Source organism: Salinibacillus aidingensis (genome assembly GCF_039522525.1).
Classification (GTDB): domain Bacteria; phylum Bacillota; class Bacilli; order Bacillales; family Alkalibacillaceae; genus Salinibacillus; species Salinibacillus aidingensis.
In genome coordinates, this window is the sequence record NZ_BAAADO010000004.1 from 246,350 (window position 1) to 272,977 (window position 26,628).

The 26,628-nt window shown below is 41.5% G+C and carries 24 protein-coding genes; 22 read left to right on the plus strand and 2 right to left on the minus strand.

Features of this window, described 5'->3' with window-relative positions; genetic code table 11:
• Nucleotides 1-37 precede the first annotated feature (37 nt).
• The 10 genes from coaBC (at nt 38) to spoVM (ending at nt 11,277) form a co-directional block, all read left to right on the plus strand.
• Nucleotides 38-1,255, plus strand: a complete 1,218-nt coding sequence (coaBC, locus tag ABD006_RS11285; RefSeq protein WP_343840993.1) for a bifunctional phosphopantothenoylcysteine decarboxylase/phosphopantothenate--cysteine ligase CoaBC — start codon at nt 38-40, stop codon at nt 1,253-1,255.
• Complete coding sequence (gene priA / locus ABD006_RS11290; RefSeq protein ID WP_343840996.1) at nt 1,252-3,660, plus strand: primosomal protein N'; 2,409 nt, start codon at nt 1,252-1,254, stop codon at nt 3,658-3,660. Before coaBC ends, priA begins: the two co-directional genes overlap by 4 nt.
• Before the next feature lie 14 nt (nt 3,661-3,674).
• Nucleotides 3,675-4,616, plus strand: coding sequence for a methionyl-tRNA formyltransferase (fmt, locus tag ABD006_RS11295; protein WP_343840999.1), 942 nt, complete (start codon nt 3,675-3,677; stop codon nt 4,614-4,616).
• A 1-nt stretch (nt 4,617) separates the two neighbouring features.
• Entirely contained in the window at nt 4,618-5,958 is a 1,341-nt protein-coding gene (gene rsmB, locus ABD006_RS11300) for a 16S rRNA (cytosine(967)-C(5))-methyltransferase RsmB (RefSeq protein ID WP_343841002.1), read from the plus strand.
• 146 nt (nt 5,959-6,104) lie between these two features.
• Nucleotides 6,105-6,857 carry a Stp1/IreP family PP2C-type Ser/Thr phosphatase gene (locus tag ABD006_RS11305; protein WP_343841005.1) on the plus strand — a complete coding sequence of 251 codons (753 nt, stop codon included), beginning with the start codon at nt 6,105-6,107 and terminating at the stop codon, nt 6,855-6,857.
• Nucleotides 6,858-6,859: 2 nt separating this feature from the next.
• On the plus strand, nt 6,860-8,863 hold the full coding sequence (gene pknB, locus ABD006_RS11310; protein WP_343841008.1) for a Stk1 family PASTA domain-containing Ser/Thr kinase: 2,004 nt from the start codon (nt 6,860-6,862) through the stop codon (nt 8,861-8,863).
• 4 nt (nt 8,864-8,867) lie between these two features.
• Nucleotides 8,868-9,752, plus strand: coding sequence for a ribosome small subunit-dependent GTPase A (gene rsgA / locus ABD006_RS11315; RefSeq protein WP_343841011.1), 885 nt, complete (start codon nt 8,868-8,870; stop codon nt 9,750-9,752).
• A gap of 2 nt (nt 9,753-9,754) precedes the next feature.
• The gene (gene rpe, locus ABD006_RS11320) at nt 9,755-10,408 is read left to right on the plus strand and encodes a ribulose-phosphate 3-epimerase (protein WP_343841014.1); all 654 of its coding nucleotides are present in this window, start codon (nt 9,755-9,757) and stop codon (nt 10,406-10,408) included.
• Between the two features lie 68 nt (nt 10,409-10,476).
• Entirely contained in the window at nt 10,477-11,130 is a 654-nt protein-coding gene (locus ABD006_RS11325) for a thiamine diphosphokinase (protein ID WP_343841017.1), read from the plus strand.
• 66 nt (nt 11,131-11,196) lie between these two features.
• The gene (gene spoVM, locus ABD006_RS11330; protein WP_044157353.1) at nt 11,197-11,277 is read left to right on the plus strand and encodes a stage V sporulation protein SpoVM; all 81 of its coding nucleotides are present in this window, start codon (nt 11,197-11,199) and stop codon (nt 11,275-11,277) included.
• 332 nt (nt 11,278-11,609) lie between these two features.
• Here the strand turns inward: spoVM and rpmB are convergent, their stop codons facing one another.
• Nucleotides 11,610-11,798: a 50S ribosomal protein L28 gene (gene rpmB, locus ABD006_RS11335; RefSeq protein WP_044157354.1), complete on the minus strand. Its 189-nt coding sequence runs from the start codon at nt 11,796-11,798 to the stop codon at nt 11,610-11,612.
• 303 nt (nt 11,799-12,101) lie between these two features.
• Here rpmB and ABD006_RS11340 point away from each other — a divergent pair, with 303 nt between their 5' ends.
• From ABD006_RS11340 to rnc, 11 genes are all read left to right on the plus strand, one after another.
• On the plus strand, nt 12,102-12,464 hold the full coding sequence (locus tag ABD006_RS11340) for an Asp23/Gls24 family envelope stress response protein (protein ID WP_044157356.1): 363 nt from the start codon (nt 12,102-12,104) through the stop codon (nt 12,462-12,464).
• A gap of 67 nt (nt 12,465-12,531) precedes the next feature.
• Complete coding sequence (locus ABD006_RS11345) at nt 12,532-14,205, plus strand: DAK2 domain-containing protein (RefSeq protein ID WP_343841022.1); 1,674 nt, start codon at nt 12,532-12,534, stop codon at nt 14,203-14,205.
• 106 nt (nt 14,206-14,311) lie between these two features.
• Nucleotides 14,312-14,974 (plus strand): L-serine ammonia-lyase, iron-sulfur-dependent subunit beta, encoded by a 663-nt coding sequence (sdaAB, locus tag ABD006_RS11350; protein ID WP_343841025.1) that lies wholly within the window; start codon nt 14,312-14,314, stop codon nt 14,972-14,974.
• A 25-nt stretch (nt 14,975-14,999) separates the two neighbouring features.
• A complete protein-coding gene (gene sdaAA, locus ABD006_RS11355; protein ID WP_343841027.1) occupies nt 15,000-15,884 on the plus strand; it encodes an L-serine ammonia-lyase, iron-sulfur-dependent, subunit alpha in 885 nt (294 codons plus the stop codon).
• Nucleotides 15,881-17,929, plus strand: a complete 2,049-nt coding sequence (recG, locus tag ABD006_RS11360) for an ATP-dependent DNA helicase RecG (protein WP_343841030.1) — start codon at nt 15,881-15,883, stop codon at nt 17,927-17,929. Before sdaAA ends, recG begins: the two co-directional genes overlap by 4 nt.
• Nucleotides 17,930-18,004: 75 nt before the next feature.
• Nucleotides 18,005-18,586, plus strand: coding sequence for a transcription factor FapR (fapR, locus tag ABD006_RS11365; protein WP_343841033.1), 582 nt, complete (start codon nt 18,005-18,007; stop codon nt 18,584-18,586).
• On the plus strand, nt 18,583-19,587 hold the full coding sequence (gene plsX / locus ABD006_RS11370; protein ID WP_343841035.1) for a phosphate acyltransferase PlsX: 1,005 nt from the start codon (nt 18,583-18,585) through the stop codon (nt 19,585-19,587). The genes fapR and plsX overlap by 4 nt, the downstream gene beginning before the upstream one ends.
• Nucleotides 19,584-20,528, plus strand: a complete 945-nt coding sequence (gene fabD / locus ABD006_RS11375; protein WP_343841037.1) for an ACP S-malonyltransferase — start codon at nt 19,584-19,586, stop codon at nt 20,526-20,528. Before plsX ends, fabD begins: the two co-directional genes overlap by 4 nt.
• Complete coding sequence (gene fabG, locus ABD006_RS11380) at nt 20,528-21,268, plus strand: 3-oxoacyl-[acyl-carrier-protein] reductase (protein ID WP_343841040.1); 741 nt, start codon at nt 20,528-20,530, stop codon at nt 21,266-21,268. Before fabD ends, fabG begins: the two co-directional genes overlap by 1 nt.
• 299 nt (nt 21,269-21,567) lie before the next feature.
• A complete protein-coding gene (gene acpP / locus ABD006_RS11385; RefSeq protein WP_343841042.1) occupies nt 21,568-21,804 on the plus strand; it encodes an acyl carrier protein in 237 nt (78 codons plus the stop codon).
• 101 nt (nt 21,805-21,905) lie between these two features.
• Nucleotides 21,906-22,610, plus strand: a complete 705-nt coding sequence (rnc, locus tag ABD006_RS11390) for a ribonuclease III (RefSeq protein WP_343841044.1) — start codon at nt 21,906-21,908, stop codon at nt 22,608-22,610.
• A gap of 62 nt (nt 22,611-22,672) precedes the next feature.
• Here the strand turns inward: rnc and ABD006_RS11395 are convergent, their stop codons facing one another.
• Nucleotides 22,673-22,897, minus strand: coding sequence for a DUF1128 domain-containing protein (locus tag ABD006_RS11395; RefSeq protein WP_343841047.1), 225 nt, complete (start codon nt 22,895-22,897; stop codon nt 22,673-22,675).
• Nucleotides 22,898-23,054: 157 nt separating this feature from the next.
• Between ABD006_RS11395 and smc the strand changes: the two genes are divergently transcribed.
• On the plus strand, nt 23,055-26,621 hold the full coding sequence (smc, locus tag ABD006_RS11400) for a chromosome segregation protein SMC (RefSeq protein WP_343841049.1): 3,567 nt from the start codon (nt 23,055-23,057) through the stop codon (nt 26,619-26,621).
• The last annotated feature ends 7 nt before the right edge of the window (nt 26,622-26,628 follow it).

The window sequence follows — 26,628 nt, forward strand, 5'->3', positions numbered from 1 at the left end:
TCTCTATTAAAGGGTTAAGGAAAGAGGGGAATGAAGGATGTTAAAAGGAAAAAAGGTCGTATTAGGAGTATCAGGAGGCATTGCCGCTTATAAGGCATGTGCACTGACAAGTAAGCTTGTCCAGAGAGGAGCCATCGTAAAGGTTATAATGACCAATCATGCGACTCAATTTGTCAGTCCCCTGACATTTCAGGCTTTATCCAGGCAGCCGGTTTATACGGACACCTTTGATGAAAAGGATCCGGAAAAAATTGCTCACATCGATTTGGCAGATTGGGCCGATTTATTTATTCTTGCTCCAGCAACAGCAAATGTGATCGGAAAAGCTGCAAATGGAATAGCAGATGATATGCTGACAACGACGCTGCTTGCTACAGAAGCAACCGTGTATGTAGCTCCGGCGATGAATGTTCATATGTATGCCCACCCAGCTGTTCAGAAGAATATGCAGACCTTACATGATTTTGGTTATCAGTTTATCGAACCTGGCGAAGGTTTTCTTGCGTGTGGTTATGTAGGCAAAGGCAGGCTGGAAGAACCTGAATCAATCCTTGACGTTATTGAAGAGCATATAGGGACAAAAGAATCCTCTTCTTATTATAATGGCAAACACATATTAGTCACAGCCGGCCCTACACGGGAATCGATTGATCCTGTCCGCTTTTTTACCAATCATTCTTCAGGAAAAATGGGCTACGCGATTGCCGAAACTGCTGCAAAACTGGGTGCGAGCGTTACCTTAATTTCCGGACCATCCAATCTGGGAGTACCGAATGGAGTCAGTCGAATGGAAGTTGAGAGCGCCCGGGATATGTATCATGAAGTATTCCGCCATTATGATAAGGCTGATATTATTATTAAAGCAGCCGCAGTTGCAGATTACCGGCCTAAGGAAACCTTTGATCAAAAAATGAAAAAGCAGGAGGGTTCGCTCGTCATTGAACTAGAGCGGACAGAGGATATTTTAAAAGCTTTAGGGGAGAAAAAACAAAAGCACCAATACTTAGTTGGGTTTGCCGCCGAAACATCAAATGTGATTCAATATGGCAGGGAAAAGCTCGAAAGAAAAAATCTGGATGCCATTGTCGTTAACGATGTCAGTCAGGAGAATGCCGGTTTTTCAGCTGATACAAATGAAGCAGCTTTTATTTCAAAGACAGGAAAACAGCAAAAGCTGTCACTAAACTCAAAAGTTAAAATTGCTCAACAGCTATTTTCTCTAATTGAGGAAGACTTAAAGGGAGGAGAACAGTGAAAATTGCAAGTGTAATTGTTGATGTCCCTTCCATGGCTATTGATCATGTGTTTGATTATCGAATTCCTGATCGATATAAAGACAGCCTGGAAGAGGGGATGAGGGTAATTATTCCTTTTGGACCGAGAAAGGTCATGGGCTTTGTTATTGAAATCAAAACGAATACAGAAGTGAAAGAATTAAAAGAAATCGACGAAGTTCTGGATTACACACCTGTTCTGACTCAGGAACTTTTACAACTGGGGACATGGATTGCCAATCGGACTTTAAGCTTCCAGATAACCTCTTTACAAGTGATGCTCCCTCAGATACTGAAGGCTAAATATAAAAAAGAATTGTGGCTGCTAGCTGAGGAGGAAGAGCTGTCGGAAACTTTACAGATACTATTTGCCGGGCGGGTTATGGTCACGTTTGAGGAGATAGAGGAGAGGAACATCCCTTATATTAAAATTCGCACTGCAATCAAAGATGGTTTGGCTGAGGTCAGATATGTCGTCAAAAGTAAAGAAACCAGAAAGAAAATGACCTGGGCAGAACCGGTGGATGCCTTTCAGTTAGAGGAAGGCTTCATGGAAACTTCCAATCAGGCCAAAAAACAGAAAGCCATTATCGGATTTTTTCTTGAGAATCCTGAGCCCATTCTTTTAAAGCAATTGTTAACAAAGCTCCATACAACTCGGTCCACCGTTCAATCATTAGTCAGTCGGGGTTTGATCCGCTTATATGAAAAAGAAGTTTATCGGGATCCCTATGAAAATCGTAATTTTGAAAGAACCGAACCTTTACCTTTAACAGAGGAACAAGCGAAAGCGATAAAACCCATTCATCAGACGATGGATCATCATGAGCATGAAGTTTTCCTGCTCCATGGTGTTACAGGAAGCGGAAAGACTGAAATTTATCTGCAGTCTATTCAGAATGCATTAGACAAAGGACAGGAAGCGATCGTGCTGGTGCCGGAAATATCCTTAACCCCTCAAATGGTACAGCGCTTTAAAGGACGATTTGGCTCAGACGTAGCTGTGATGCATAGTGGGTTATCCGCTGGAGAAAAATTTGATGAGTGGCGGAAAGTTCAGCGTAAGGAAGTCCGTGTCGTCGTAGGGGCCAGGTCCGCTATCTTTGCTCCTTTTGAAAATCTGGGTATTATTATCATTGATGAAGAGCATGAAAACAGCTATAAACAGGACGATACCCCTCGCTATCATGCACGTGATATAGCGATTTTCCGGGGAGAGTATCACCATTGCCCTGTTATTCTCGGAAGTGCGACGCCAACTCTGGAATCTTTTGCACGAGCGAAAAAGGGCGTTTATCATTTGCTTACATTGTCGAAACGGATGAACAATCAAAGCATGCCAGAGGTTGAAATTGTAGATATGCGGGACGAACTTCACCAGGGTAATCGTTCCATGTTTTCCTTTCCATTACAGGAACGTATTCGTGAGCGTTTAGAGCGAAAAGAACAAATTGTCCTGCTTTTAAATCGCAGAGGGTATTCAACCTTCGTCATCTGCCGGGATTGTGGGACGACCATTCAGTGTCCCCATTGTGATATTTCTCTAACCTATCATAGGAAGCAGGAGAGATTAAAATGCCATTATTGCTCCTATGAAATTCCTATGCCACAGGTGTGTCCGGAATGCGGAAGTGACTCTATCCGCTATTTTGGTACAGGAACTCAGAAAGTGGAGGAATCCCTTCAGCAGACATTCCCGGAAGCCGGTATCATTAGAATGGATGTGGATACCACACGGAGAAAGGGCTCCCATGAAAAATTATTAAATCAATTCAGGGAGAGAAAAGCGGATATTTTATTGGGGACGCAAATGATAGCAAAAGGACTTGATTTTAGTAATGTTACATTAGTAGGCGTGCTTGCTGCTGATTCCATGTTACATATTCCGGACTTTCGCTCAGCTGAAAAAACCTTTCAATTATTAACACAGGTTAGTGGCAGAGCCGGCCGTCATGAATTACCAGGTGAGGTGGTCGTTCAATCTTACACACCGGATCATTACAGTATTGAACTGGCAAGTCAGTATCAATTTGAACCCTTTTTTCAATATGAAATGAAAATGAGAAAAAGATTTAAATATCCACCCTATTATTTTCTGGCTTTAGTAACGATTTCCCATCCCAATCATGCTTATGCCGTTCAAGTTACGCAGAAAATTGTAAAATCCTTACACGAGATGAGTATGAACCGTACACAGATTATGGGGCCCACGCCATCCCCTATTACAAGGATTAAAAATAGATATCGCTATCAATGCATGATAAAATACAAAAATGAACCAAATCTGTATGAGAATATGAAGAAAATTATCCAGCAATATGAAAAAGAAATTCAGACAAAGGATTTACAAATATCTGTTGACTTTCAACCAACGCAAATGATGTAAAAGGAGTGACCCAAATGACAAAACGTATCGTATTTATGGGGACCCCGGACTTTGCCGTTCCTGTCCTGCAATCCATTATCCAAGCGGGCTATGAAGTGGCTGCAGTCGTTACCCAGCCAGATCGGCCCAAGGGGAGAAAGCGTGTATTAACCCCACCACCAGTAAAGGCTGAAGCCGAGAAGCATAATATTCCTGTCATACAGCCGGAGAAAATCAAACATGAATATGACAAGGTGCTTGAATACCGTCCGGACCTTATTGTCACAGCTGCCTTTGGTCAGATTCTGCCTAAGGAATTACTTGATGAGCCCGAGTATGGATGTATTAATGTACACGCTTCTTTACTTCCGGAATTAAGAGGTGGTGCGCCCATTCACTATGCAATTTTACAGGGCAAACATGAAACAGGAGTCACCATTATGTATATGGTAGAGGCCCTGGATGCAGGTGATATGTTAGCGAAAGTCAGGGTTCCTATTGATGAAAAAGATCATGTCGGCTCTTTGCATAACAAACTGGCTGACGCCGGTGCCAGACTCTTAATTGAAACCTTGCCTGAAATCTTTAATCGCTCCATTGAACCTGAAAAACAGAATCATGAACAGGCCACATTTGCTTATAATATTAAACGAGAACAGGAAAGAATAAACTGGAATCAGTCACAGGAAGAAGTCTATAACCATATTCGCGGTCTCCATCCCTGGCCAGTGGCATCGACTACGCTTAACGGAAAAAACGTAAAAATCTGGTGGGGGGAAAAGATTGAAAGCACCTTTCAGGAAACACCCGGTACGATAAGTGAATTGGATGATGACGGGTTTACAGTCGTATGCGGGGATCAAAAAGGAATTCGCATTACAGATCTTCAGCCCTCAGGCAAAAAACGAATGAATGCTGAGTCCTTTTTACGTGGTGCAGGAAGTAATCTTACTAAAGGAGACAGGTTAGGAGAGTAACATGGCACAAAAAACAGTACGTGAAGCAGCTTTAAATATATTAGTACGTGTTGGACAAGGTGGTGGCTACAGTCACTTACTCATTCAGCAGGAAATAAGCAAAGATGATCTGAATCAGAAAGATGTTTCCCTGCTTACTGAACTGGTCTACGGAACGCTGCAGCGAAGAGACACCTTGGCTTTTTTTCTTAAACCATTCGTTCGAAAGCGTGTAAAACCCTGGGTAAGATGGCTTTTGTATCTGGCCATTTATCAGATGCATTACCTGGAACGGGTTCCCGATCATGCGATCATTTATGAAGCTGTGGAATTGGCTAAGAAAAAAGGCGGTAAAAGCTTAAGCTCATTTGTCAATGGTGTCCTGCGAAATGTTCAACGAAAGGGAGTCCCTTCCTTTGATTCCATTGAGGACCCGGTAAAACGGCTGGCTGTCGAAATGAGTCATCCCGAATGGCTGGTGAAACGGTTTGTCAGATGGTACGGATTTGATATTGCACGGTCCATGTGCCTTAAAAACTTACACGAAAAGGATGTTTCCGTTCGTGTACAATCCACAAAAATGAGTCGTGAGGATGCGATAAAACGTCTTGAACAGGATGGCTTTGAGGTGGAACGCTCTCTATTATCTTCACAGGGAATCATTATGAAAAGCGGAAACATCTTTCGTCATCCATTATTTAAAGAATATTTCACCGTACAGGATGAGAGCTCAATGTTAGTGGGTGAAATGATGGATGTGGAGCCGGGTATGTTTGTACTTGATGCTTGCAGTGCTCCAGGTGGGAAAACGACCCACATTGCGGAAAAGATGAAAGACAATGGAGAAATTCATGCCTATGATCTCCACGCAAAAAAAGCGAAGCTGGTAGAAGAAAAAGCCAAGGACCTTGGGCTGAGTATTATTACTGCCAAGCCTGCCGACAGCCGTACACTGCCTGATATTTATGAAAAAGAGACCTTTGACCGGATTCTATTGGACGCACCTTGTTCGGGATTGGGCGTATTACGAGGTAAACCTGATATTAAGTATCAGAAATCAGCGGAGGATGTCACCAATTTATCTGGCATACAGACCGATTTACTTGAGGCCGTTGCACCGCTTTTAAAGACCGGCGGGAAGCTTGTTTACAGCACATGCACAGTTGATAGGGAAGAAAATGAGCATGTTATTCAGCAATTTTTGAAAAATCATCCTGAATACGAAATCGATCCATCCTTTCGAGAATCCCTGCCAGTTGTTTGCAGAGAATTAAGCGGTTTGTCACAATGGGGACTCCAGCTTTTTCCCCATGATTTAGACACAGATGGATTTTTCTTAACAAGATTAATCAAAAAATCATAAATATGGTATTCTATAGTAGATAGATATTGAGGAGAGTTTAGGTGTTAGATTTTTTGTAAGCTTATCCTGAAAAGCGAAATCATGATAGTGCCAGGAGCTTATCATTTAAACTGGATAAGCATGTAAGAAAAGACGGGGTGATACGAGTGTTAGGAAATTTTCTAACCGATACAGGGCATGTCAGAAGTCATAATGAAGACTCAGGTGGAATTTATTTTAATCAGCAAAATCAAATGCTTGCGATTGTTGCTGATGGAATGGGGGGACACAGTGCAGGTGATGTAGCCAGTTCCCTCGCAACGACAGAACTACATAACAGATGGAAGAACACAGAATCCATTACATCACCCGACGAAGCACAGACATGGCTTGAAGATCAAATCAAGGATATTAATCAGATTATTTTACAGTATGCGATTGACCATGAAGAGTGTAAGGGTATGGGAACTACCATTGTTGCAGCAGTTTGTACAGATGAGTTTATTACGATTGCCCATATTGGAGACAGCAGATGTTACTTGTCAAACAGTAACGGTTTCTCTCAAGTAACAGAAGACCATTCCCTTGTAAACGAGCTTGTGAGAACGGGACAATTATCACCTGAAGATGCGGAACATCATCCGAGAAAGAATGTTCTCCTGAAAGCATTGGGAACAGAGAAGGATGTGGAAATTGACACCAAAACCATCACTTGGGATTCTGGAAATTATTTAATTTTATGTTCGGATGGTTTGACAAATAAGGTAGAAGATCATGAGCTTCATCAGTATATTATAGAGGCCGATTCGATTGAAGAGTCCATGAGAAGTCTGATTGATCTGGCCAATGAACGAGGCGGCGAGGATAACATTTCCTTAGCCATTGTACAAAATTCCCCTCAAGAGAAAGAGGGTGAATAAACGTGTTTGAAGGACAAGTCTTAAATGATCGTTATAAAATACTGAATGCAATAGGTGGCGGGGGGATGGCCAATGTTTATCTCGGCCATGACACCATTCTTGATCGTAAGGTTGCCATTAAGGCTTTACGGATGGAATACGCCCATGACGAAGAGTTTATTGAAAGGTTCAGGCGTGAAGCTCAATCAACCATCAGCCTGTCACATCCAAATATCGTCAGTATTTATGATGTAGGGGAAGAAGATGACAATGACAATATTTATTATATTGTCATGGAATATGTAAGGGGAATGACTCTTAAGCAGTACATCCAGCAGTATGGGCCTCTTCCTGCAGAGGAAGCTGTGGATGTCATGAAGCAGATTACTTCTGCCATTAGTCATGCCCATCATAACGAAATTATTCACAGAGATATAAAGCCTCAAAATATCCTGATTGATAATAAAGGGAATGCTAAAGTAACAGATTTTGGTATTGCTATGGCACTTAGTCATACAAGTGTAACCCAGACGAACTCAGTGCTGGGCTCTGTTCATTATCTATCGCCCGAACAGGCCAGAGGTGGCACAGCCATCAAAAAATCTGATATTTATTCATTAGGTATTGTATTTTTTGAAATGCTGACAGGCAGACTCCCATTTTCAGGGGAATCAGCTGTATCTATTGCATTAAAGCATTTACAAAGCAAAACACCGTCTGTACGCAGATGGATTCCTGATATTCCCCAGAGTGTTGAAAATGTTGTATTAAAGGCGACAGCAAAAAATCCTTTTCATCGCTATGAAAATACAGCACAAATTGAAGAAGATTTGGCGACCGTGTTGCTCCCGAGCCGAATGAACGAAGAAAAATTTTCGCCTCCTGAGGAAGAGGGAGAAGAAACTAAAGCAATACCCGTTATCCCGAATGATCACCAATTGGCTGGCAATCAGAACGGGGATACGGTTATTCATAAGAAACCAGAGTCGGAAACTGAAGAGGAACCAAAAAAGAAGAAAAGGAACTGGAAGGCATGGACCTTCTCTATTTTAGGCGTTTTACTTGCAGCCGCTATATTTTCCATTTTTGTTTTACCTAAATTGTTAATGCCGGATGAAGTCGAAGTTATGGATGTTTCCGGATTAACCTATGAAGAGGCTGTGAACCGCCTGAATGAACTGGATGTGGAAATTGATCATGACCAGGAAAATTCTGATGAAATTGAAGAAGGAAAAGTCATTGAAACAGACCCGGAAGCAGGGTCCATTATCAGGGAAGGTACAACTGTAACCATTATTACCAGCCTAGGACCTGAAAAAGAAGCTTTTGGTGATTACGTTGGTCAGCAATATGACCAGGTGAAACAAATCCTCGAAGGTTTGGGCTATGATGATATTAAAAAATTTGATGTAGAATCAGAAAAACCTGAGGGGGAGATCATTTCACAGGATCCAGAGGCTGAAGCTCCCGTTATTCCAGAGGATACCTCTGTAAGATTTGAGGTTAGCAGTGGCCCTCCTATGGTAACAATACCTTCATTTAAAGGATCAGCGTTAGAGGAAGTCGATCAATTTATTAGCAACAACAACTTAGTTATGTCTTCAGAACCTGAGGAAGAGTACTCCGCTGACGTGAAAGAAGGACATGTTATTCGTCAGGATCCTGCTCCAGATGAGGAAGTGGAGGAAGGTACTGAAATTTCTGTAGTGATTTCAAAAGGTCCGGAACCAAAGCCTGAAACAAATCCTGTTGAATATACAGTAGAAGTAAATCAGAGTAATGGAAATGAAAATGACGATGATTCCGGGAATAAACAGGAACCAGAGCCTGTAAAGGTAGAAATTTATATAGAGGATATGAATAACGATGGTTCTGTTCCATATATAAGTGAAGAGATTACTAGTACCAAACCCTATAAGTTTGATGTAGTCGTTGCTCCAGGAGAGACAGGCAGCTACCGCATCCTTGTTAATGGAAATGTAGTCGATACGAATACATTCACGAATAATCCAGAAGGTGGAGATTAAGTACATGGAGAAAGGAAAAATTGTAAAAGCATTAAGCGGGTTTTATTATGTAGAAGTACCAAATAAGGGCATTTATCAATGCAGAGGCAGAGGCCTTTTCCGTAAACAGAAGATTACCCCTCTTGTTGGGGACAGGGTAGAGATTGATATTACCGATAATGGAGACGGTTATGTCACAAAAATTTACGAACGAAACAATGAATTAGTCCGGCCTCCTGTATCCAATATTGATCAGGCGATTATCGTAACCTCTGCAGCCAAACCTGACTTTAATGCTTTACTATTGGACCGCTTCCTTGTATTAATCGAGGCCAAAAGGATTGAACCTGTTATTGTCCTTACAAAAATGGATCTCGTAAGTTCTGAGGCTGAGAGGCAAATGGAAGCCGTTCAGAAAATCTATGAGAACATTGGTTATTCCGTTGTCCGGCTAAGCTCTAAAGATAAAAACCAGGTTCAGCAGCTTGTCCCTTATATAGAAGGGAAAACGTCCGTGATAGCAGGTCAGTCGGGAGTCGGAAAGTCTTCACTGCTTAATGCACTTAAACCAGGTCTGGATCTGGAAATTGGAGATATTTCTGAAACATTAGGTCGTGGAAAACACACAACAAGACATGTTGAATTCATTTCAATGAATGATGGGTATGTAGCTGATACTCCCGGCTTTAGTTCACTTGACTTCCGGGAGATTGTGGCTGAAGAGCTCCCTGAATGCTTTCCGGAAATGGTGGATAGGCAGGATGGCTGTAAATTCAGGGGCTGTAAGCATTTTAAAGAGCCGAAATGTGCGGTGAAAGATGCTGTCCAAACAGGGGATATCCCCGAATTTCGCTATAACCATTATTTGCAGTTTTTAGAAGAAATCCAGTCAAGAAAGCCGAGGTATTAAAAGTGACAAAATTAGCTCCTTCTATATTATCAGCCGATTTTGCCAGGCTTGGAGAAGAAGTAAAGGATGTTGAGCAGGCCGGTGCCGATTATATTCATGTCGATGTGATGGATGGGCATTTTGTTCCTAATATCACTATCGGGCCACTTATAGTTAAAGCCATCAGGCCGGTGACTGCTCTGCCGCTTGACGTTCATTTAATGATTGAAAAGCCCGAAGATTATGTAGAAGCTTTTGCAAATGCAGGTGCAGATATTATTACAGTCCACCAGGAGGCCTGTGTGCATCTACACAGAACGATTCAGATGATTAAGCAAAATGGAGTTAAGGCAGGTGTGGTCATTAATCCTGCAACGCCTGTAGAAACCATACGGCCGATATTGCCTGATGTTGATTTAGTCTTATTAATGACCGTTAATCCCGGATTTGGCGGACAGGCATTCATCGAATCGGTCATTCCAAAGATTGAAGAAGTAGCAGCTCTAAAACAGGAGCAAAACCTCTCGTTTGAAATTGAAGTGGATGGTGGAGTGAATAAAGACACAGCAAAGCGTTGTACGGATGCCGGGACCAATGTACTTGTGGCTGGCAGTGCGATTTTTAATTCAGAAAATCGTAAACAGGCTATGGAGGAAATACGTCAGGAGATTATTTAAAGTAAAATTTGATTCTATTGAAAAGCTGCCTTCAGGAGGCGGCTTTCTTTATTGAGGAGGAAGCAATCATGACTATAGTGGGTATAGTTGGTGGAGGTCCTGAAGATAGACTCCCGGATCTCCATTTGTATAATGAACAGAATGTGCAATGGATAGGAGCAGATCGGGGAAGTATCTATTTGCTTAATCAAGGAATTGTTCCGGACTACGCGATGGGGGATTTTGATTCGACTTCTGAAGATGAAAAAGCCATGCTTCATACAAAAATCAATCAGGTGGACACTTATCCTATTGAAAAAGACCAGACTGATTTGGAAATTGCTGTTCAAAAAGCCATAGAGCTAAAGCCTGATAAAATCTATCTATTTGGGGTTACAGGTGGAAGACTGGATCATGAACTCGTTAATATACAGCTGCTGTATCAGCTTTCCGAACAAAATTTAAGAGGAATAATCATAGATAAAGGAAATCTAATTGAACTAAAGAGGGCGGGTGTGCATATAGTAGAATATGATGAAAATTATGAGAATATTTCATTGATTCCACAGACACCCTTGATTAAAAACCTGACTCTGAAAAATTTTTATTATCCGTTAACCAACGCAACTCTTGAATTTGGAACTACCCTGTCCACGTCTAATCGTTTAATTGGAAAAAAAGGTACTTTTTCATTTGATGAAGGCATATTATTAGTGGTAAGGAGCGATGCTGTCCACCAATAATGCGTCTTCATTTCATCATACGGGTGTTGTGGAATTTTGATTTGATCGCTAGAGGAGGGGGATCTAATGAAATTTTATACGATTAAACTCCCAAGGTTTCTCGGTGGCATGGTTAGAGGGATAATTGGGATATTCAGAAAAGAATGAATTTGCTCATGTGCAACCCGGAAAAGAAGCATGGGCTAACAGAAAAAGCTGTCAATCAGGAAAACTGACAGCTTTTTTTGTGAAAAACAAAGGCGGAAGCGCCCGTTAGCGACGTACGGACTGGACTGAGCCGGACGTGGCCTCACCTGTTTTTCTTAGCCACAAATTGCTTATTTTATAATTTCCTAGGCCAAGAAGAAAAACGGAATCGCCCCGGGAGCAGGTGTTGGACAAAGAAACGGATTCAACCGTTCGGAATCACACCAATTGAGTAAAGAAAAAAACGCATTCGTAAAAAATACGAATGCGTTTCTTTCCATCAGGAACTTTTATTATACACGCTTGATTTTACCTGATTTTAAAGCGCGAGCAGAAACATATACCTTCTGAGGCTTTCCGTCAATCATTACACGTACTTTTTGTACATTGGATTTCCACTTACGTTTATTAGCATTCATTGCGTGTGAACGACTATTTCCAGAACGTGTTTTACGTCCAGTTACAGCACATTTACGAGCCATTTACATTCCCTCCTAATTCAAGTAAAACTATATATATTCAGTACATACTAAATTAATTTATCATAAGAAGCAGTAAAATGCAATGTGGAACGAATGATTTCATCCGCTGTCTGCTTTTCTGTGTTGAGCTGTGGCCTGGGCTTCCTGTTTGAATCATACCCCTAAAGTAAAAATACTTGACATTATGTTTATTTTAGGCCATTGTATGAAGAGAAATTGTATTCATACATAGCTTATCTTTTAAAACAAAGGTCTTTGTAGTAAAATATCCATGAGTTAAGTGAATTGTAGAGGAGGATTCATATGTCCATTGATTTACAAAATGAATATGGTCATGTCACCATTTCAAATGAAGTGATTTCCACAGTAGCAGGTGGTGCTGCCGTAGAATGCTACGGAATTGTAGGCATGGCTTCTAAAAAGCAATTAAGAGATGGACTTGCTGAAATATTAAGAAGAGAAAATTTCTCTAAGGGAATTGTTGTACGTCAGGATAATGATAAAATCCATATTGATATGTATATTATTGTAAGTTATGGAACAAAAATTTCTGAAGTAGCTCACAATGTTCAAAATCAGGTTAAATATACACTAAATAAAACGGTAGGATTATCTGTTGACTCCGTGAATATTTATGTTCAGGGTGTCCGGGTTATTAATGCTTAACAGATCGGTACTGTCTAAGCACGTGTGAGTATTTACTCACACGAAATCGTATGAAGGAGGAAGTGTCGTGACGGTAAAGACGATAGATGGTGAAACGTTTTCCCAAATGGTTCTGCTCGGAGCAAGCCATTTAACCAATAATGCTAAAATGATTGATGCACTGAATGTATTCCCAGTTCCTGATGGTGATACAGGTACGAATATGAACTTAACCATGACTTCCGGTGCTGAAGAAGTTAAAAAAGCATCCGGTAATCATGTCGGTTCAATCGGCGAATCCCTGGCAAAAGGGTTATTAATGGGAGCAAGAGGAAATTCCGGAGTTATATTATCTCAATTATTTCGAGGCTTCTCTAAATCAATAAAAGATAAAGAAGTTTTACATATATCAGATTTTGCTGATGCATTTGAAGCAGGAGTAGAGACAGCTTACAAAGCAGTTATGAAGCCGGTTGAAGGAACGATCCTGACAGTTGCCAAGGATGCAGCAAAGGCCGGTAAAGATGCTGAGAATTCAGTGGAAGATATCGTTGAATTAATGGAAACCATTTTAAAGGCAGCTAAGGAATCCTTAGAGAGAACACCTGAACTCCTGCCAGTCCTAAAAGAAGTAGGAGTTGTTGATAGTGGAGGCCAGGGTCTGGTAACCGTCTATGAAGGATTTCTTGCTTCATTGCGTGGAGAAGAAGTTCCTGAACAGAAAGATTCCCAGGTTCGTATGGATGATATGGTGAGTGCTGAACACCATAAAATGCACCAGGACTTTATGGATACTTCTGAGATTGAATATGGATATTGCACAGAATTTATGGTTCAGTTTGAAAAAGATAAGCTTAAGGAAAATCCCTTTGATGAAGAATCCTTCCGTAACACCTTAAGTGAGATTGGAGACTCATTGCTTGTTGTATCAGACGATGAGCTTGTTAAGGTACATGTACATGCAGAATATCCGGGGGAAGTTCTTAATATAGGTCAGAAATATGGCAGCTTAATCAACTTAAAAATTGAAAATATGCGTAAACAACATACGGATATAGTCGGGCAAGAAAATAAAGAACCCCCTGAGGTTAAACAGGAACAGGCTGAGTTTGGTATTGTAACAGTCGCAATGGGGGATGGCATTAAGAAATTATTTGAAAGCCTGGGTGCCACGGTGGTTATTGAAGGTGGACAAACCATGAATCCGAGCACACAGGATATTGCCGAGGCCATCAGTCAGGCTAATGCTAAAAAAGTCATTGTTATGCCAAATAACAAAAATGTTCTTATGTCAGCCGAACAGGCAGCAGAACTGGCCGATTCCGAGGTGGAAGTGGTTCCAACCAAAACTGTTCCACAGGGCATGAGCGCACTACTTATGTTCCATCCCGAGAAGTCGTTAGAGGAAAATGGAAAATTAATGAGAAATGCAGCTCAGGATGTAAAAACAGGTCAAATCACTTATGCTGTCCGTGATACACAAATCGATGGTATGACGATTGAAAAAGGAAATTATATGGGAATCGCTGATGGAAGCATTACTTCTACCAATGAAGATAAAATCAGCGTAATGAAGGAATTGCTAACCAGTATGATTGATGATGAAGAAGATGAAATCATTACAATCCTGCAAGGTGAAGAAGGTACAGATGAAGAAGTATCTGAAATTCAGACCTTTATTGAAGAAAATTTTGAAGAACTAGAGGTTGAAGTCCATCAGGGGAAACAGCCAATCTATTCCTTTATTTTTTCAGTTGAATAATATTAGCTTAAAAACCAGAGAACAGATTCTCTGGTTTTTAATTTGGCATATTTGTGTTTTGCGGATAAAATAGAAGTAAGAGACAATTTGTGGGGTGGTTAGGAGTATGAAATATCGATCCGTTTTTGATATTATTGGTCCGGTCATGGTGGGTCCGTCCAGCTCGCATACTGCCGGTGCTCTTCGTATTGGGCGTATGGCAAGACAGCTATTAGGGCGGGAGCCGAAATGGGCAAAAATTTATTTGTATGGTTCGTTTGCGGACACATACAAAGGTCACGGAACCGATGTTGCCATCACCGGTGGTTTATTGGACTTTGATACGTTTGACACAAGAATGGGCGATTCCATGAAAATAGCCAGTGAAAAAGGTATAGATATCGAATTTTTTGAGGAATCGGCTAAAACGGACCATCCGAACACGGCCAAAATACGAATTGGTGATGATGAAGAGGATATTGAACTGGTTGGCATTTCAATTGGTGGCGGGAAAGCTGAAATTACAGAACTGAATGGTTTTGATTTAAGATTGAGCGGCCATCACCCTGCCATACTGGTTATGCATAACGACAGATTTGGTGCGATTGCCTCTGTGACACAAATACTAGCAAAATATGAAATTAATATAGGTCATATGGAAGTTTCAAGACGGGAGCAGGGACAGGATGCGCTGATGGTCATTGAAACCGATCAGAATATTGACCCTGAAATTGTTACGCAACTGGAAAAAGAGGAACATATCATGCAAGTAGTAAAGGTATCTGACTGAGTTTTTGAGAAAGGGAGGGAGAGGTTTGTTTAAAAATGTCCGAGAATTGGTTGAGCTTGCTGAAAACGAGAATATCCCCATTTCAGAAGTAATGATACGACAGGAAATGGAAGTTACTGAAAAATCAAGAGATAAAGTGATGGGACAGATGGAAGAGAATTTGTCTGTAATGGAAAAGTCGGTAGATGATGGCTTGAAGGGCGTCGAATCCCGATCAGGTTTAACGGGTGGAGACGCCGTATTAATCCAGGACTATATGAAAAATGCTGAGCCGTTATCCGGTCACTTACTTTTGGATGCTGTGAGTAAAGCTGTGGCCACGAATGAAGTGAACGCAGCGATGGGAATTATCTGTGCGACGCCAACAGCCGGGAGTGCAGGATGCGTACCTGGAACATTATTTGCTGTTAAAGAAAAACTGAATCCTACAAGAGAAGATATGATCCGCTATTTATTTACTTCAGGAGCTTTCGGTCAGGTGATAGCCAATAACGCTTCCATTTCAGGTGCTGCAGGAGGCTGTCAGGCAGAAGTAGGATCAGCTGCGGGGATGGCCTCTGCCGCTATTGTTGAAATGGCAGGAGGCACGCCGCAGCAGTCTGCTGAAGCGATGGCTATTACTCTGAAAAATATGCTTGGCTTAGTTTGTGATCCTGTTGCAGGACTTGTTGAAGTACCGTGTGTGAAACGGAACGCAATGGGGGCTTCAAATGCTATTGTCTCTGCTGATATGGCTTTAGCAGGGGTCACAAGCCGAATTCCATGCGATGAGGTAATCGAAGCCATGTTCAGAATTGGACAGCGTATGCCTTCTGCTTATAAAGAAACCGCACAGGGAGGCCTTGCAGCTACGCCAACAGGAAGAGCAATTGAACAACAGATCTACGGAACGTCTTTACAGAAAGAGTGAGGAATGTGTTAGCGAATATACCCGTTTCAAATCTAAAAGGAATTGGAGAAAAAATTGAAAACGACTTGCAGACAATGGGAATTGAAACCGTTGAGGATTTACTCTTCTATTTTCCATTTCGCTATGATGTACATGAAATAAAGCCTCTGACAGAGCTCGAACATCATGAGAAAGCTACACTGGTAGGGAAGGTTATCTCAGAACCTTCCCTCACCTTTTATGGACGAAAAAAATCACGGCTCATGGTCACTCTGGAAATTGATCAGATTGCGGTGAAGGCAGTCTTTTTTAATCAGGCATTTGTAAAAAAGCATTTAAAGCAGGGGGAGCTTATTACAGTTATCGGGAAATGGGATCAGCACCGCCTGCAGATTACCGTAAGCCAGTTTAAAAAAGGACAAGTAAAAGAAAAGGACACCATTCAGCCTGTTTACTCCTTAAAAGGGAAGGTGTCACTGGGATTCTTACGAAAAACGATGAGACAGGCTCTTCAATCCTATAAGAACCAAATTGATGAAATTCTTCCAGAAAGTTTTCTCACAAACTATAAGCTCCCTCCTCGTGAAGAAGCATTAACACAAATGCATTTTCCTGGTAACGGTCACCGATTAAAGCATGCTAAAAGAAGATTTATCTATGAAGAATTGCTTTTATTCCAGTTAAAAATGCAATGGCTTCGGAAACAAAAAAGAGAGGCGACCATGGGAAATGCCATAAAGGTTGACTCGGAGCAGACAAATGCTTTTGTTGACAGTCTTCCCTTTTCTCTCACAAATGCCCAGCAAAACGTTTTAAAAGAGATCCTGAACGACCTGAAACAGCCTTATCGTATGAATCGATTGCTGCAAGGGGATGTAGGGTCAGGTAAAACCGTTGTTGCTGCCATTGGACTCTATGCGACAATCAGCGCAGGAAAACAAGGTGCATTAATGGTTCCAACTGAAATTCTGGCAGAGCAGCATCATGAATCTTTACAGGAGCTTTTTGGAGATCAGGCTGAAGTTGTGTTATTGACAGGCTCTGTAAAAGGGAAGAAAAGACGGGAAGTTCTACATAAAATTGAAACGAATGAAGCTCAGATTGTTGTAGGTACCCATGCATTAATCCAGGATGATGTGTTCTTTCATGATTTAGGCTTTGTTATTGTGGATGAGCAGCATCGTTTTGGCGTTGAACAAAGGCGTGCTTTAAGGGATAAAGGTCTGCATCCTGATGTCTTATTTATGACAGCCACACCTATTCCGAGAACCCTGGCCATTTCTTCGTTTGGAGATATGGATGTTTCGGTAATTGATGAAATGCCGGCCGGTCGTAAGCCGGTAGAAACCTATTGGGTAAAGGAAAATATGCTGAAGCGGGTATTACGATTTATATATAAAGAAATTCAGAACGGCCATCAGGCTTACGTTATCTGTCCTCTGGTAGAAGAATCGGACAAGCTTGATATTCAAAATGCAGTTGACCTCCATCAGCAATTAGAGGAAATTTTTCCGGATGACGTCAATGTTGGCCTGATGCACGGTCGCCTTCATTCAGATGAGAAGGATGACGTTATGAAAAGTTTTGCCGAAAATGAAATCGATGTCCTCGTATCAACAACAGTCGTTGAAGTAGGGGTTAACGTACCGAATGCCACCCTTATGCTGATTTATGATGCTGAACGTTTTGGTTTGTCACAGCTCCATCAATTACGGGGGCGAGTGGGAAGAGGAGATGCGCAAAGCTATTGTATTTTACTGGCAGACCCTAAAGGCGAAACGGGGAAAGAAAGAATGCGTATTATGTCTGAGACAAACGATGGCTTTGAGCTTTCAGAACATGATCTCAAATTAAGAGGCCCTGGAGATTTCTTCGGTAAAAAACAGAGTGGCTTGCCCGAATTTAAAGTAGCTGATTTAGTGCAGGATTACCGTGCATTGGAAACGGCAAGAAAAGACGCTGTTGAAATTATTGAATCAGGAAAACTATTTGATGATTCCTCCTATCAAAAAATGAAGCGAATCATAGAAGATGATCCATTTATAAAAGGACAGGTATTGGATTAAAAAAGTATTGCATATAATCTTCAGGTATTATATATTACTATTAGTACCTAGTCATAATTGTGGACGGTGTCATACATGAAGAAACCAAAAAAAGCAAGACAGGCAGAACTGAAAGAAACGATTTCCCGAATGCCATTTATTACAGATGAAGAGCTTGCGAAACAGTTCAGTGTAAGTATTCAAACTATTCGTTTAGATCGAATGGAACTGTCTATCCCTGAGGTTCGGGAGCGCATTAAATCTGTAGCCACACACGAATGGAATGAAACCGTTAAGGCTTTACCTATTGATGAAGTCATCGGTGAAATTATTGATTTGGAACTGGATCAACGTGCGATCTCCATTTTAGATATTGGGAGAGAACACGTTTTTTCACGTAATAAAATCGCCCGAGGGCACCATTTATTTGCCCAGGCAAATTCATTAGCGGTTGCCGTTATTAATGATGAACTGGCGCTGACAGCCAAATCTGATCTTAAGTTTAAACGACAGGTAAAAGAAGGAGAACGAGTCGTAGCTAAAGCAGATGTTAAAGGAAGTGACGAAAAAGGGCGTACGATGGTTTCGGTACAAAGCTTTGTTGACAATGAACCCGTATTTCAGGGGTTGTTCGAAATGTACCGCTCAAATGACCAAAAAGGAGAGGCAAACGAATGAAACTAGCAATCGATGCAATGGGGGGCGATCATGCTCCAGAAGCTATTGTAAAAGGAGCTTGTACTGCTGTTCAGAATATACCTGATTTATCCATTGTCCTTGTCGGCGATCAGGAGCAGATCAAACCCTTCCTAACTCATACAGAACGAATCGATATTATACATACAACAGATGTTATTAAATCAGAAGATGAACCGGTAAAAGCTGTTAGAAGAAAGAAAAACGCTTCTATGGTTCTTATGGCTAATGAAGTGAAGGAAGGAAGAGCTGATGCGTGTATCTCAGCTGGAAATACCGGGGCATTAATGAGTGCGGGTTTATTCATTGTTGGCCGGATCAAAGGAATTGACCGTCCAGCCTTAAGTCCAACCCTTCCAACCCTTGATGGGAAAGGCTTTTTGCTGTTGGATGTTGGAGCAAATGTGGATGCAAAACCTCAGCACTTATTGCAGTACGGACTGATGGGTTCCATTTATGCTGAAAAAGTGAGAGGCATAACAAATCCGAGGGTGGGTCTGTTAAACGTTGGAACCGAAAGTCAAAAAGGAAGTGACTTAGCGAAAAAGGCTTTTGATTTAATGGAAGATGCCCCCATTCACTTTGTGGGTAATGTTGAAGCCAGAGACTTTTTAAATGGTGTGGCAGATGTCGTTGTCACCGATGGATTTTCCGGCAACATCGCCCTTAAATCCATAGAGGGAACTGCTCTAGGCATGTTTTCCATGATGAAGGAAGTTTTTATGAAAAATGTAAAGACAAAAGTAGCAGCAGGTGTTTTAAAATCCGATTTAAAAGGTCTTAAGGACAAGCTGGACTACTCAGAATATGGAGGTGCCGGATTATTTGGACTGGCAGCTCCAGTGATAAAAGCGCATGGTTCTTCTAATGAAACAGCTGTATATAATGCTATTCAGCAGGCCTGTCAACTGGTTGAACAGGATGTAACAGCGAAAATAGAAGAAACAGTCCAATCCTATAAAGCAGAGGAGGGGAATGAATGAAAAAAGTAGCGTTTCTATTTCCCGGGCAGGGATCTCAGGAGACTGGTATGACAAAAGCCTTTTATGAAAAGGATGAAGATGTAAGGACTTTAGTGGATCAGGCCGAGGAAATTCTTCAAGTACCTATAAAAAAGCTAATGTTTGAAGGTCCTCAGGAAGACCTGACAAAAACAGAGCATGCCCAGCCAGCTTTGCTATTATCCAGTTTAGCTGCGTTAAGGGTTCTTGAAAAGGAAGGGATCCGTCCTGAAATGGCAGCAGGACACAGCCTCGGAGAATACAGTGCATTAGTAAATGCCGGTGCTCTTTCCGCTGAAGATGGCTTAAAACTTGTTCAAAAAAGAGGACAATTAATGGAAAAAGCTTATCCCGCCGGCAAAGGTTCTATGGCTGCTGTGTTAGGGCTTGATGAATCTACCATTCAAAGTACGATCAATGAGATATCCGAACAGGGTGAAGTCGTTGATATTGCTAATGACAATTGCCCTGGACAAATCGTTATCTCTGGTACGAAACAGGGAATTGAACAAGCAGTTGACAAACTGAAGGAGAATGGTGCTAAACGGGTGCTTCCATTAAATGTGAGCGGGCCGTTCCATTCCAGATTAATGGAGCCTGCCAGTAGTGAATTGGCAGCAGAGCTTAATCAGATAAACATAAAGGATGCGGATTTCCCGGTTTATGCAAATGTCACTGCAGCACCAGTTCAGGACCAGACAGAAATTAGAGACCTCCTTGTTAAACAGCTTTACTCACCGGTTCGATTTTCAGAAACCATTTCAAATATGCTTGAGAAGGATATTGATGCGTTTGTCGAGGTGGGTAATGGCAAGGTTTTATCCGGATTGGTCCGTAAAGTGAAAAGAAGAGCGAAAACATTCTCTGTTCAGGATCCGGATTCCATGAACGCTTTTCTTGAGTGGTATAAGGAGGATTCATAATGTTAGACGGAAAAAATGCGTTGGTAACAGGAGCATCACGGGGGATTGGTCGTGCTATTGCGCTTGAGCTAGCCAAAAATGGTGCAAACGTTGCGGTTAATTATGCAGGAAACGAACAGAAAGCAAATGAAGTCGTTAAGGAAATTGAAGACTTAGGCGGCCGGGCATTCCCTGTGCAGGCGAATGTTTCCAATTCAGAAGATGTTAAGGGAATGATAAAGAGCGTCATTGACACATTTGGTTCCCTTGATATTCTGGTAAACAATGCAGGCATCACTCGGGATAATTTACTAATGAGAATGAAGGAAGAAGAGTTTGAAGACGTCATTGATACGAACTTAAAAGGGGTCTTCTTAACAACAAAGGCTGTAACAAGGCAAATGATGAAACAAAAGGGTGGCCGAATCATTAACATTGCTTCCATAGTTGGAGTGGCAGGAAATCCGGGTCAGGCAAATTATGTAGCCGCTAAAGCCGGAGTCATTGGCCTGACGAAAACGACGGCCAAAGAGCTTGCTTCCCGTAATATCCTGGTAAATGCCGTTGCACCCGGATATATCTCAACAGATATGACGGATGAACTGGATGAGGAAACCCGTGAAATGATGCTATCTGCCATTCCGTTAAACCGTTTGGGTAAACCAGAGAACGTAGCAAAAGTCGTGAAATTCCTAGCCTCCGACGACGCTGCATACATGACAGGCCAGACCCTCCATGTAGACGGCGGAATGGTTATGTAGGCAGAAAAGCGGAGGCGACCGATTAGGTCCGACGGCATAAGCAGAATATCCGGAGTGGCCGCTTTTTGGCCATGGAGGTTATTCTGCTTATGACCGCTTGGGCCTGGGAGCCGCAGCTGGACAAAGAAAAGCGAAGGCGACTGTTCAGGTCATGCGGGATAAGACAAAGACATGAAGTGGCATGTTTTTGGCCACGGAATGGCTTTGACTTATATCCGCCTTGACCTAGGAGCCGCAGCTGGACAGAGAAAAGCGGAGGCGACCGTTTCTTTAAATTCCATCGAAGGGAGGTGACAACAATGGCAGACGTTTTTGAACGCGTAAAAAAAGTAATTGTTGACCAGTTAGAGGTCGATGAAGCAAAAGTTACCATGGAAGCATCTTTCAGCGATGACCTTGAAGCTGATTCACTTGATGTAGTTGAGTTAGTGATGGAGCTGGAAGATGAATTCGATATGGAAATCTCCGATGAAGACGCAGAAAAAATTGCAACTGTAGGAGATGCTGTGGACTACATAAATAAGTCACAGTCCTAATGAATGTATATCAACTTTATGTTTGAAATTATAGGAAAGCCTTGTTTTTTAACAGGGCTTTCCATTCATTTATTTTAATGAATAACTATATCTAAAGATAGGTGGAAGTAAAGGTGAATTTTGAACAATTCCAAGAGCAAATTGGTGTCCATTTTCAGAACCAGGCACTATTAAAAAAGGCTTTTACACATTCATCGTATGTGAATGAACATCGGAATCGCGGTTTGGAAGATAATGAGCGGCTTGAATTTTTGGGTGATGCGGTTTTGGAACTTGCTGTATCCCAATTTTTATACCGTAAATTTCAGAAAATGAATGAAGGAGAGATGACAAAATTCAGGGCTTCGATTGTATGTGAGCCTTCTCTTGTTCATTTTGCCGAGAAGCTTCAATTTAATGATTTGGTATTGCTGGGAAAAGGAGAAGAAATGACGGGTGGACGAACCAGACCGGCATTACTGGCTGATGCCTTTGAAGGATTTATTGGAGCTTTGTACCTTGATCAGGGCTTTGACACTGTTCTGAGTTTTCTGGATGAATATGTCTTTCCTGAAATAAAACCTGGTGCTTTTTCTCATGCAATGGATTATAAGAGTATGCTTCAGGAGGTTGTACAACAGGATCAGGAGGGGGACATTGATTATAACATTGTTGATGAAAAAGGACCTGCTCATAACCGGGAATTTATTGCAGAGGTAACCATCCAAAGTGAAGGATTTGGAAAGGGAAGCGGCCGGACGAAAAAGGAAGCAGAACAAAATGCGGCTAAAGAAGCTCTGGATAAAATAAAAGAACAACAATCATAATAGGTGCCAAAGCTTTCGAATTCCTGTTTTGAAGGCTTTGGCACCTATTAACTTAGGTTCTTTTATTTTACCCTGTATTTTCTCAGTTCTTCAATGATGGCCTGTATTTCCGGTACACTTAATTGACCCTTACTTTTAACCATTTCATAGACCGACTTTATTTCATGATAATCTTTGACATCGAAATACTTAGGGTCCAATACGCCCCGATTAATAACCTGTAAATCATTCATGAGTTCTTCAACCATAAATGATAAATTCTGCTCGGATACTTCATTTAAGTTCACGTCAACACTCCTTTAAGTAGAAACATTCTTCTTTCCTATTATATTCTATGATAAAATATACAAGGTTAAAAAGAAACCTATGATAGAAAAAATGATGATAACAAACATCTCTCTATAAAGTAAGTTGTATGAAAATAGATTACAGGAGGAAAACGTTATGTTCCTCAAACGATTGGATACAGTAGGATTTAAATCATTTGCTGAACGAATTTCCGTAGATTTTGTCCCGGGTGTTACGGCTGTTGTCGGCCCCAATGGAAGCGGGAAAAGTAATATAACAGATGCCATTCGCTGGGTTTTAGGAGAACAGTCTGCGAAATCCCTGCGTGGTTCAAAAATGGAGGATATCATTTTTGCAGGCAGTGATACACGGAAGGCACTCAATTTTGCAGAAGTTTCGCTTGTTTTAGATAACGAGGATAGTGCTTTGCCGATTGACTATCAGGAGGTTGATATCACTCGTCGTGTTTACAGATCCGGTGAAAGTGAATTTTTAATTAATCAGCAGCCGTGTCGACTAAAGGATATCATTGATCTATTTATGGATTCAGGTCTGGGAAAGGAAGCCTTTTCGATTATCAGTCAAGGAAAGGTTGAAGAAATTTTAAGCTCCAAACCTGAAGAACGGCGGGCGATTTTTGAAGAAGCTGCTGGAGTGTTAAAGTATAAGCAGCGGAAGAAAAAAGCGGAAATGAAGCTGGCTGAAACCCAGGAAAATCTTTACCGTGTAGAAGATATTATTTATGAAATTGAAGGTCAGCTTGAACCTCTGAAAGAACAGGCTGAGACAGCAGAAACCTATTTACAGAAAAAGGACGAACTGAAAAAGCATGAAGTCTCCTTACTCGTCACAGAGATTGAAAGGTTAAATGAAGAATGGCAATCTCTGCTTAGCCAAATTGAAGAACAAAAGCAGGAGATTCTACATAAACAGACGGGGATTCAACAGGAAGAAGCTGAGCTTGAAAAGGAAAGGGCTGAGATACAGGGACTGGATCAGGCCATTGAACAGATGCAAAATCAAATGCTTTCCCTAACTCAGGAATTGGAAAATCTTGAGGGACGCAAGCGGTTGTTTAATGAACGCTGGAAGCATTATGAAGAAAACAAGGATAAATTGGCAGATGAAGAAAAGCGTTTAGATGAGAAGATAGCTAATGTTACGAAACAGCTGACAGAAGATGAAGAGCAGCTGAATGTGCTGGTTTCTGAGAGAAAAGAAACAAAGGAAAGAATGGCAGATCTGGAGCAAAGCCTTGGCACCTCGAGGGAAAGTATGGAGGAGAAGATAGAGGAGCTGAAAAGTGAGTACATTGAGGTATTAAATGAACAGGCAGCTAAACGGAATGAACTGCAGGGGATCGAACGCAGTCTGGAACAGAATAAGCAAAAGAAAAATAGAATGACTGATCGTTTTCAGGGGTTATTGGATCAGCGAAAAGAGATCGATCAGGAACAGGAAACCATTACAGACCAACTAAAGACGATTGAACAAACCCTTACTGAAAAACAAAAGCTATTAAATGGAGAAAAGTCTGCTCTTGAGGAACAAAAATCCCAAGTTGAAGAAGAGCAGAAAAAATTAAATCAGGGATATCAGTTCATCCACAAGCTTAGGTCAAAAAAAGAAATGCTTGAAGAGATGAAGGAGGACTTTTCCGGGTTTTTCCATGGTGTAAAGGCTGTTCTGAAAGCGAGAGAACGGAAGGAATTAAGTGGCATTCATGGAGCTGTTGCCGAAACGATTCAAATTGGGGATGATTATGTTCTCGCGATTGAAACGGCGCTTGGGGGACAAGCCCAGCACATTATAATGGAAAGTGAAAATGATGCTCGTCAGGCCATTCAATGGCTTAAAAAGACGAACAATGGCAGAGCAACTTTTCTTCCGTTACCTTCTATGCAGCCCAAGCGAATACCTGAACATCTGATTCGTAATATCGAAAACCACCAGGGCTTTATAGGCGTAGCTGAGCAATTGGTGGATTATGATCAAAAGTTTTCAAATGCCATTCAGTCTTTACTTGGAAACATTGTGATTGCACGAACTCTGAAAGACGCCAATGAATTGGCAGGCTTACTGAATCGTCGTTTTCGGATTGTCACACTTGACGGAGATGTAGTGAATCCTGGGGGTTCAATGACTGGTGGAGCTCAGAAGAAGAAAAACCAATCTTTATTTACCAGGGAAAAAGAGTTAGGTCAGGTGTCTGAAAAGCTGCAGGAATTTGAAGAAAGAACAAAAAGCTTTGAACATCAGCTTGATGATCATATCCAGTCTCAGAAGCAGAAAGAGAAGCGTGTCCAGGAACTGGAGGATGAAATAAACCAGCTCCAATCACAGGTCAGTAAGCTTCAGGGATACTTAAGAGAGGTTAAATTGAAGCGTGAGAATGTGAATGACCACTTATCTCTTTATGATCAGGAGCAGGAGCAGTTCCAGGAAGAAGAACAGGAACTTAAGAACTCTACTGATGCGTTATCCAGTCGTCTTCAGGAACTTGAAGATGAGGCGGAGAACCTGCAAAATCAAATTGATACCCTTACCCATGAGCTTACCAATCAACAGGAATCCAGTGAAAAAATTCAACAGGAATATCATCAGCTCCAGGTCATGCTAGCTGAGCAGGATACAAACGTGAAGAACCAGAAAGAAAAAGTAAACAGCTTGAAGCGTGACTTATCTGATTTTCAGTCCCAAAAAGATCAGTTAAAAGAAGAGCATATAGCACTGGAGGAAATTAAGGAACAGGGACAGACAGCTGAGGAAATTGAAAAGGAAATTGAGAATAAGCGTAAGGAGAAACGGGAAACCCAAAACACTTTAAAGTCAAAACGGGAAGAAAGACAGCAGCGTAACCAAATGACGGAGGATCTGGAAAAAGAAATAAAAGAGAGAAATCGTATTCTTAATCAATCGACCGATGATCTGCAACAGAAGGAAGTAAAAGCGAACCGTCTGGATGTTGAGTTGGAAAATAATCTCAGTGTCTTGCAAGAGGAATATATGCTGTCCTTTGACAAGGCACTTTCAGACTTTGGCAGAACCGACAATACAGATGAAGCGAAACAAACCGTTCAGCAAATCAAACAGGAGATTGATCGTCTGGGAACGGTGAACTTAGGTGCGATTGATGAGTATAAACGAATTCAGGAACGGTATGAGTTTTTAACGACTCAACGTCAGGATTTATTGGAGGCCAAGGATACCCTTTATGCTGTTATTAAAGAAATGGATGGGGAAATGGTCACCCGTTTTGAAGGCACTTTTAATCAGATTCAAAAGGAATTCACTGATGTATTTAAGAAATTATTTGGCGGTGGCCGGGCCGATTTAAAATTAACGGATCCCAAAGATTTACTTGAAACAGGTGTTGATATTGTTGCCCAGCCTCCAGGTAAAAAGCTGCAAAATCTCGGACTTCTTTCAGGAGGGGAACGAGCCCTCACAGCCATTGCCCTTCTGTTTGCGATTTTAAGAGTCCGGCCAGTTCCATTCTGTGTATTGGATGAAGTGGAGGCTGCGCTTGATGAAGCAAATGTCAACCGTTTTGCCCAGTATTTAAAAGAATTTAGTGAAAATACACAGTTTATTGTCATCACCCACCGGAAAGGAACGATGGAGGAAGCGGATGTCCTCTACGGTGTAACCATGCAGGAGTCAGGTGTCTCGAAATTGGTTTCTGTACGACTGGAAGAAACCGACCAAATGGTAAATGCTTAAAAGAAAG

Excerpts from the sequence above, each read along its gene's own strand:
- coaBC (WP_343840993.1), top strand. The coding sequence starts at position 38 with ATGTTAAAAGGAAAAAAGGTCGTATTAGGAGTATCAGGAGGCATTGCC.
- fmt (WP_343840999.1), top strand. The coding sequence starts at position 3,675 with ATGACAAAACGTATCGTATTTATGGGGACCCCGGACTTTGCCGTTCCT.
- rsmB (WP_343841002.1), top strand. The coding sequence starts at position 4,618 with ATGGCACAAAAAACAGTACGTGAAGCAGCTTTAAATATATTAGTACGT.
- rsgA (WP_343841011.1), top strand. The coding sequence starts at position 8,868 with ATGGAGAAAGGAAAAATTGTAAAAGCATTAAGCGGGTTTTATTATGTA.
- ABD006_RS11325 (WP_343841017.1), top strand. The coding sequence starts at position 10,477 with ATGACTATAGTGGGTATAGTTGGTGGAGGTCCTGAAGATAGACTCCCG.
- spoVM (WP_044157353.1), top strand. The coding sequence starts at position 11,197 with ATGAAATTTTATACGATTAAACTCCCAAGGTTTCTCGGTGGCATGGTT.
- rpmB (WP_044157354.1), bottom strand. The coding sequence starts at position 11,798 with ATGGCTCGTAAATGTGCTGTAACTGGACGTAAAACACGTTCTGGAAAT.
- ABD006_RS11340 (WP_044157356.1), top strand. The coding sequence starts at position 12,102 with ATGTCCATTGATTTACAAAATGAATATGGTCATGTCACCATTTCAAAT.
- sdaAB (WP_343841025.1), top strand. The coding sequence starts at position 14,312 with ATGAAATATCGATCCGTTTTTGATATTATTGGTCCGGTCATGGTGGGT.
- fapR (WP_343841033.1), top strand. The coding sequence starts at position 18,005 with ATGAAGAAACCAAAAAAAGCAAGACAGGCAGAACTGAAAGAAACGATT.
- plsX (WP_343841035.1), top strand. The coding sequence starts at position 18,583 with ATGAAACTAGCAATCGATGCAATGGGGGGCGATCATGCTCCAGAAGCT.
- fabD (WP_343841037.1), top strand. The coding sequence starts at position 19,584 with ATGAAAAAAGTAGCGTTTCTATTTCCCGGGCAGGGATCTCAGGAGACT.
- fabG (WP_343841040.1), top strand. The coding sequence starts at position 20,528 with ATGTTAGACGGAAAAAATGCGTTGGTAACAGGAGCATCACGGGGGATT.
- acpP (WP_343841042.1), top strand. The coding sequence starts at position 21,568 with ATGGCAGACGTTTTTGAACGCGTAAAAAAAGTAATTGTTGACCAGTTA.
- smc (WP_343841049.1), top strand. The coding sequence starts at position 23,055 with ATGTTCCTCAAACGATTGGATACAGTAGGATTTAAATCATTTGCTGAA.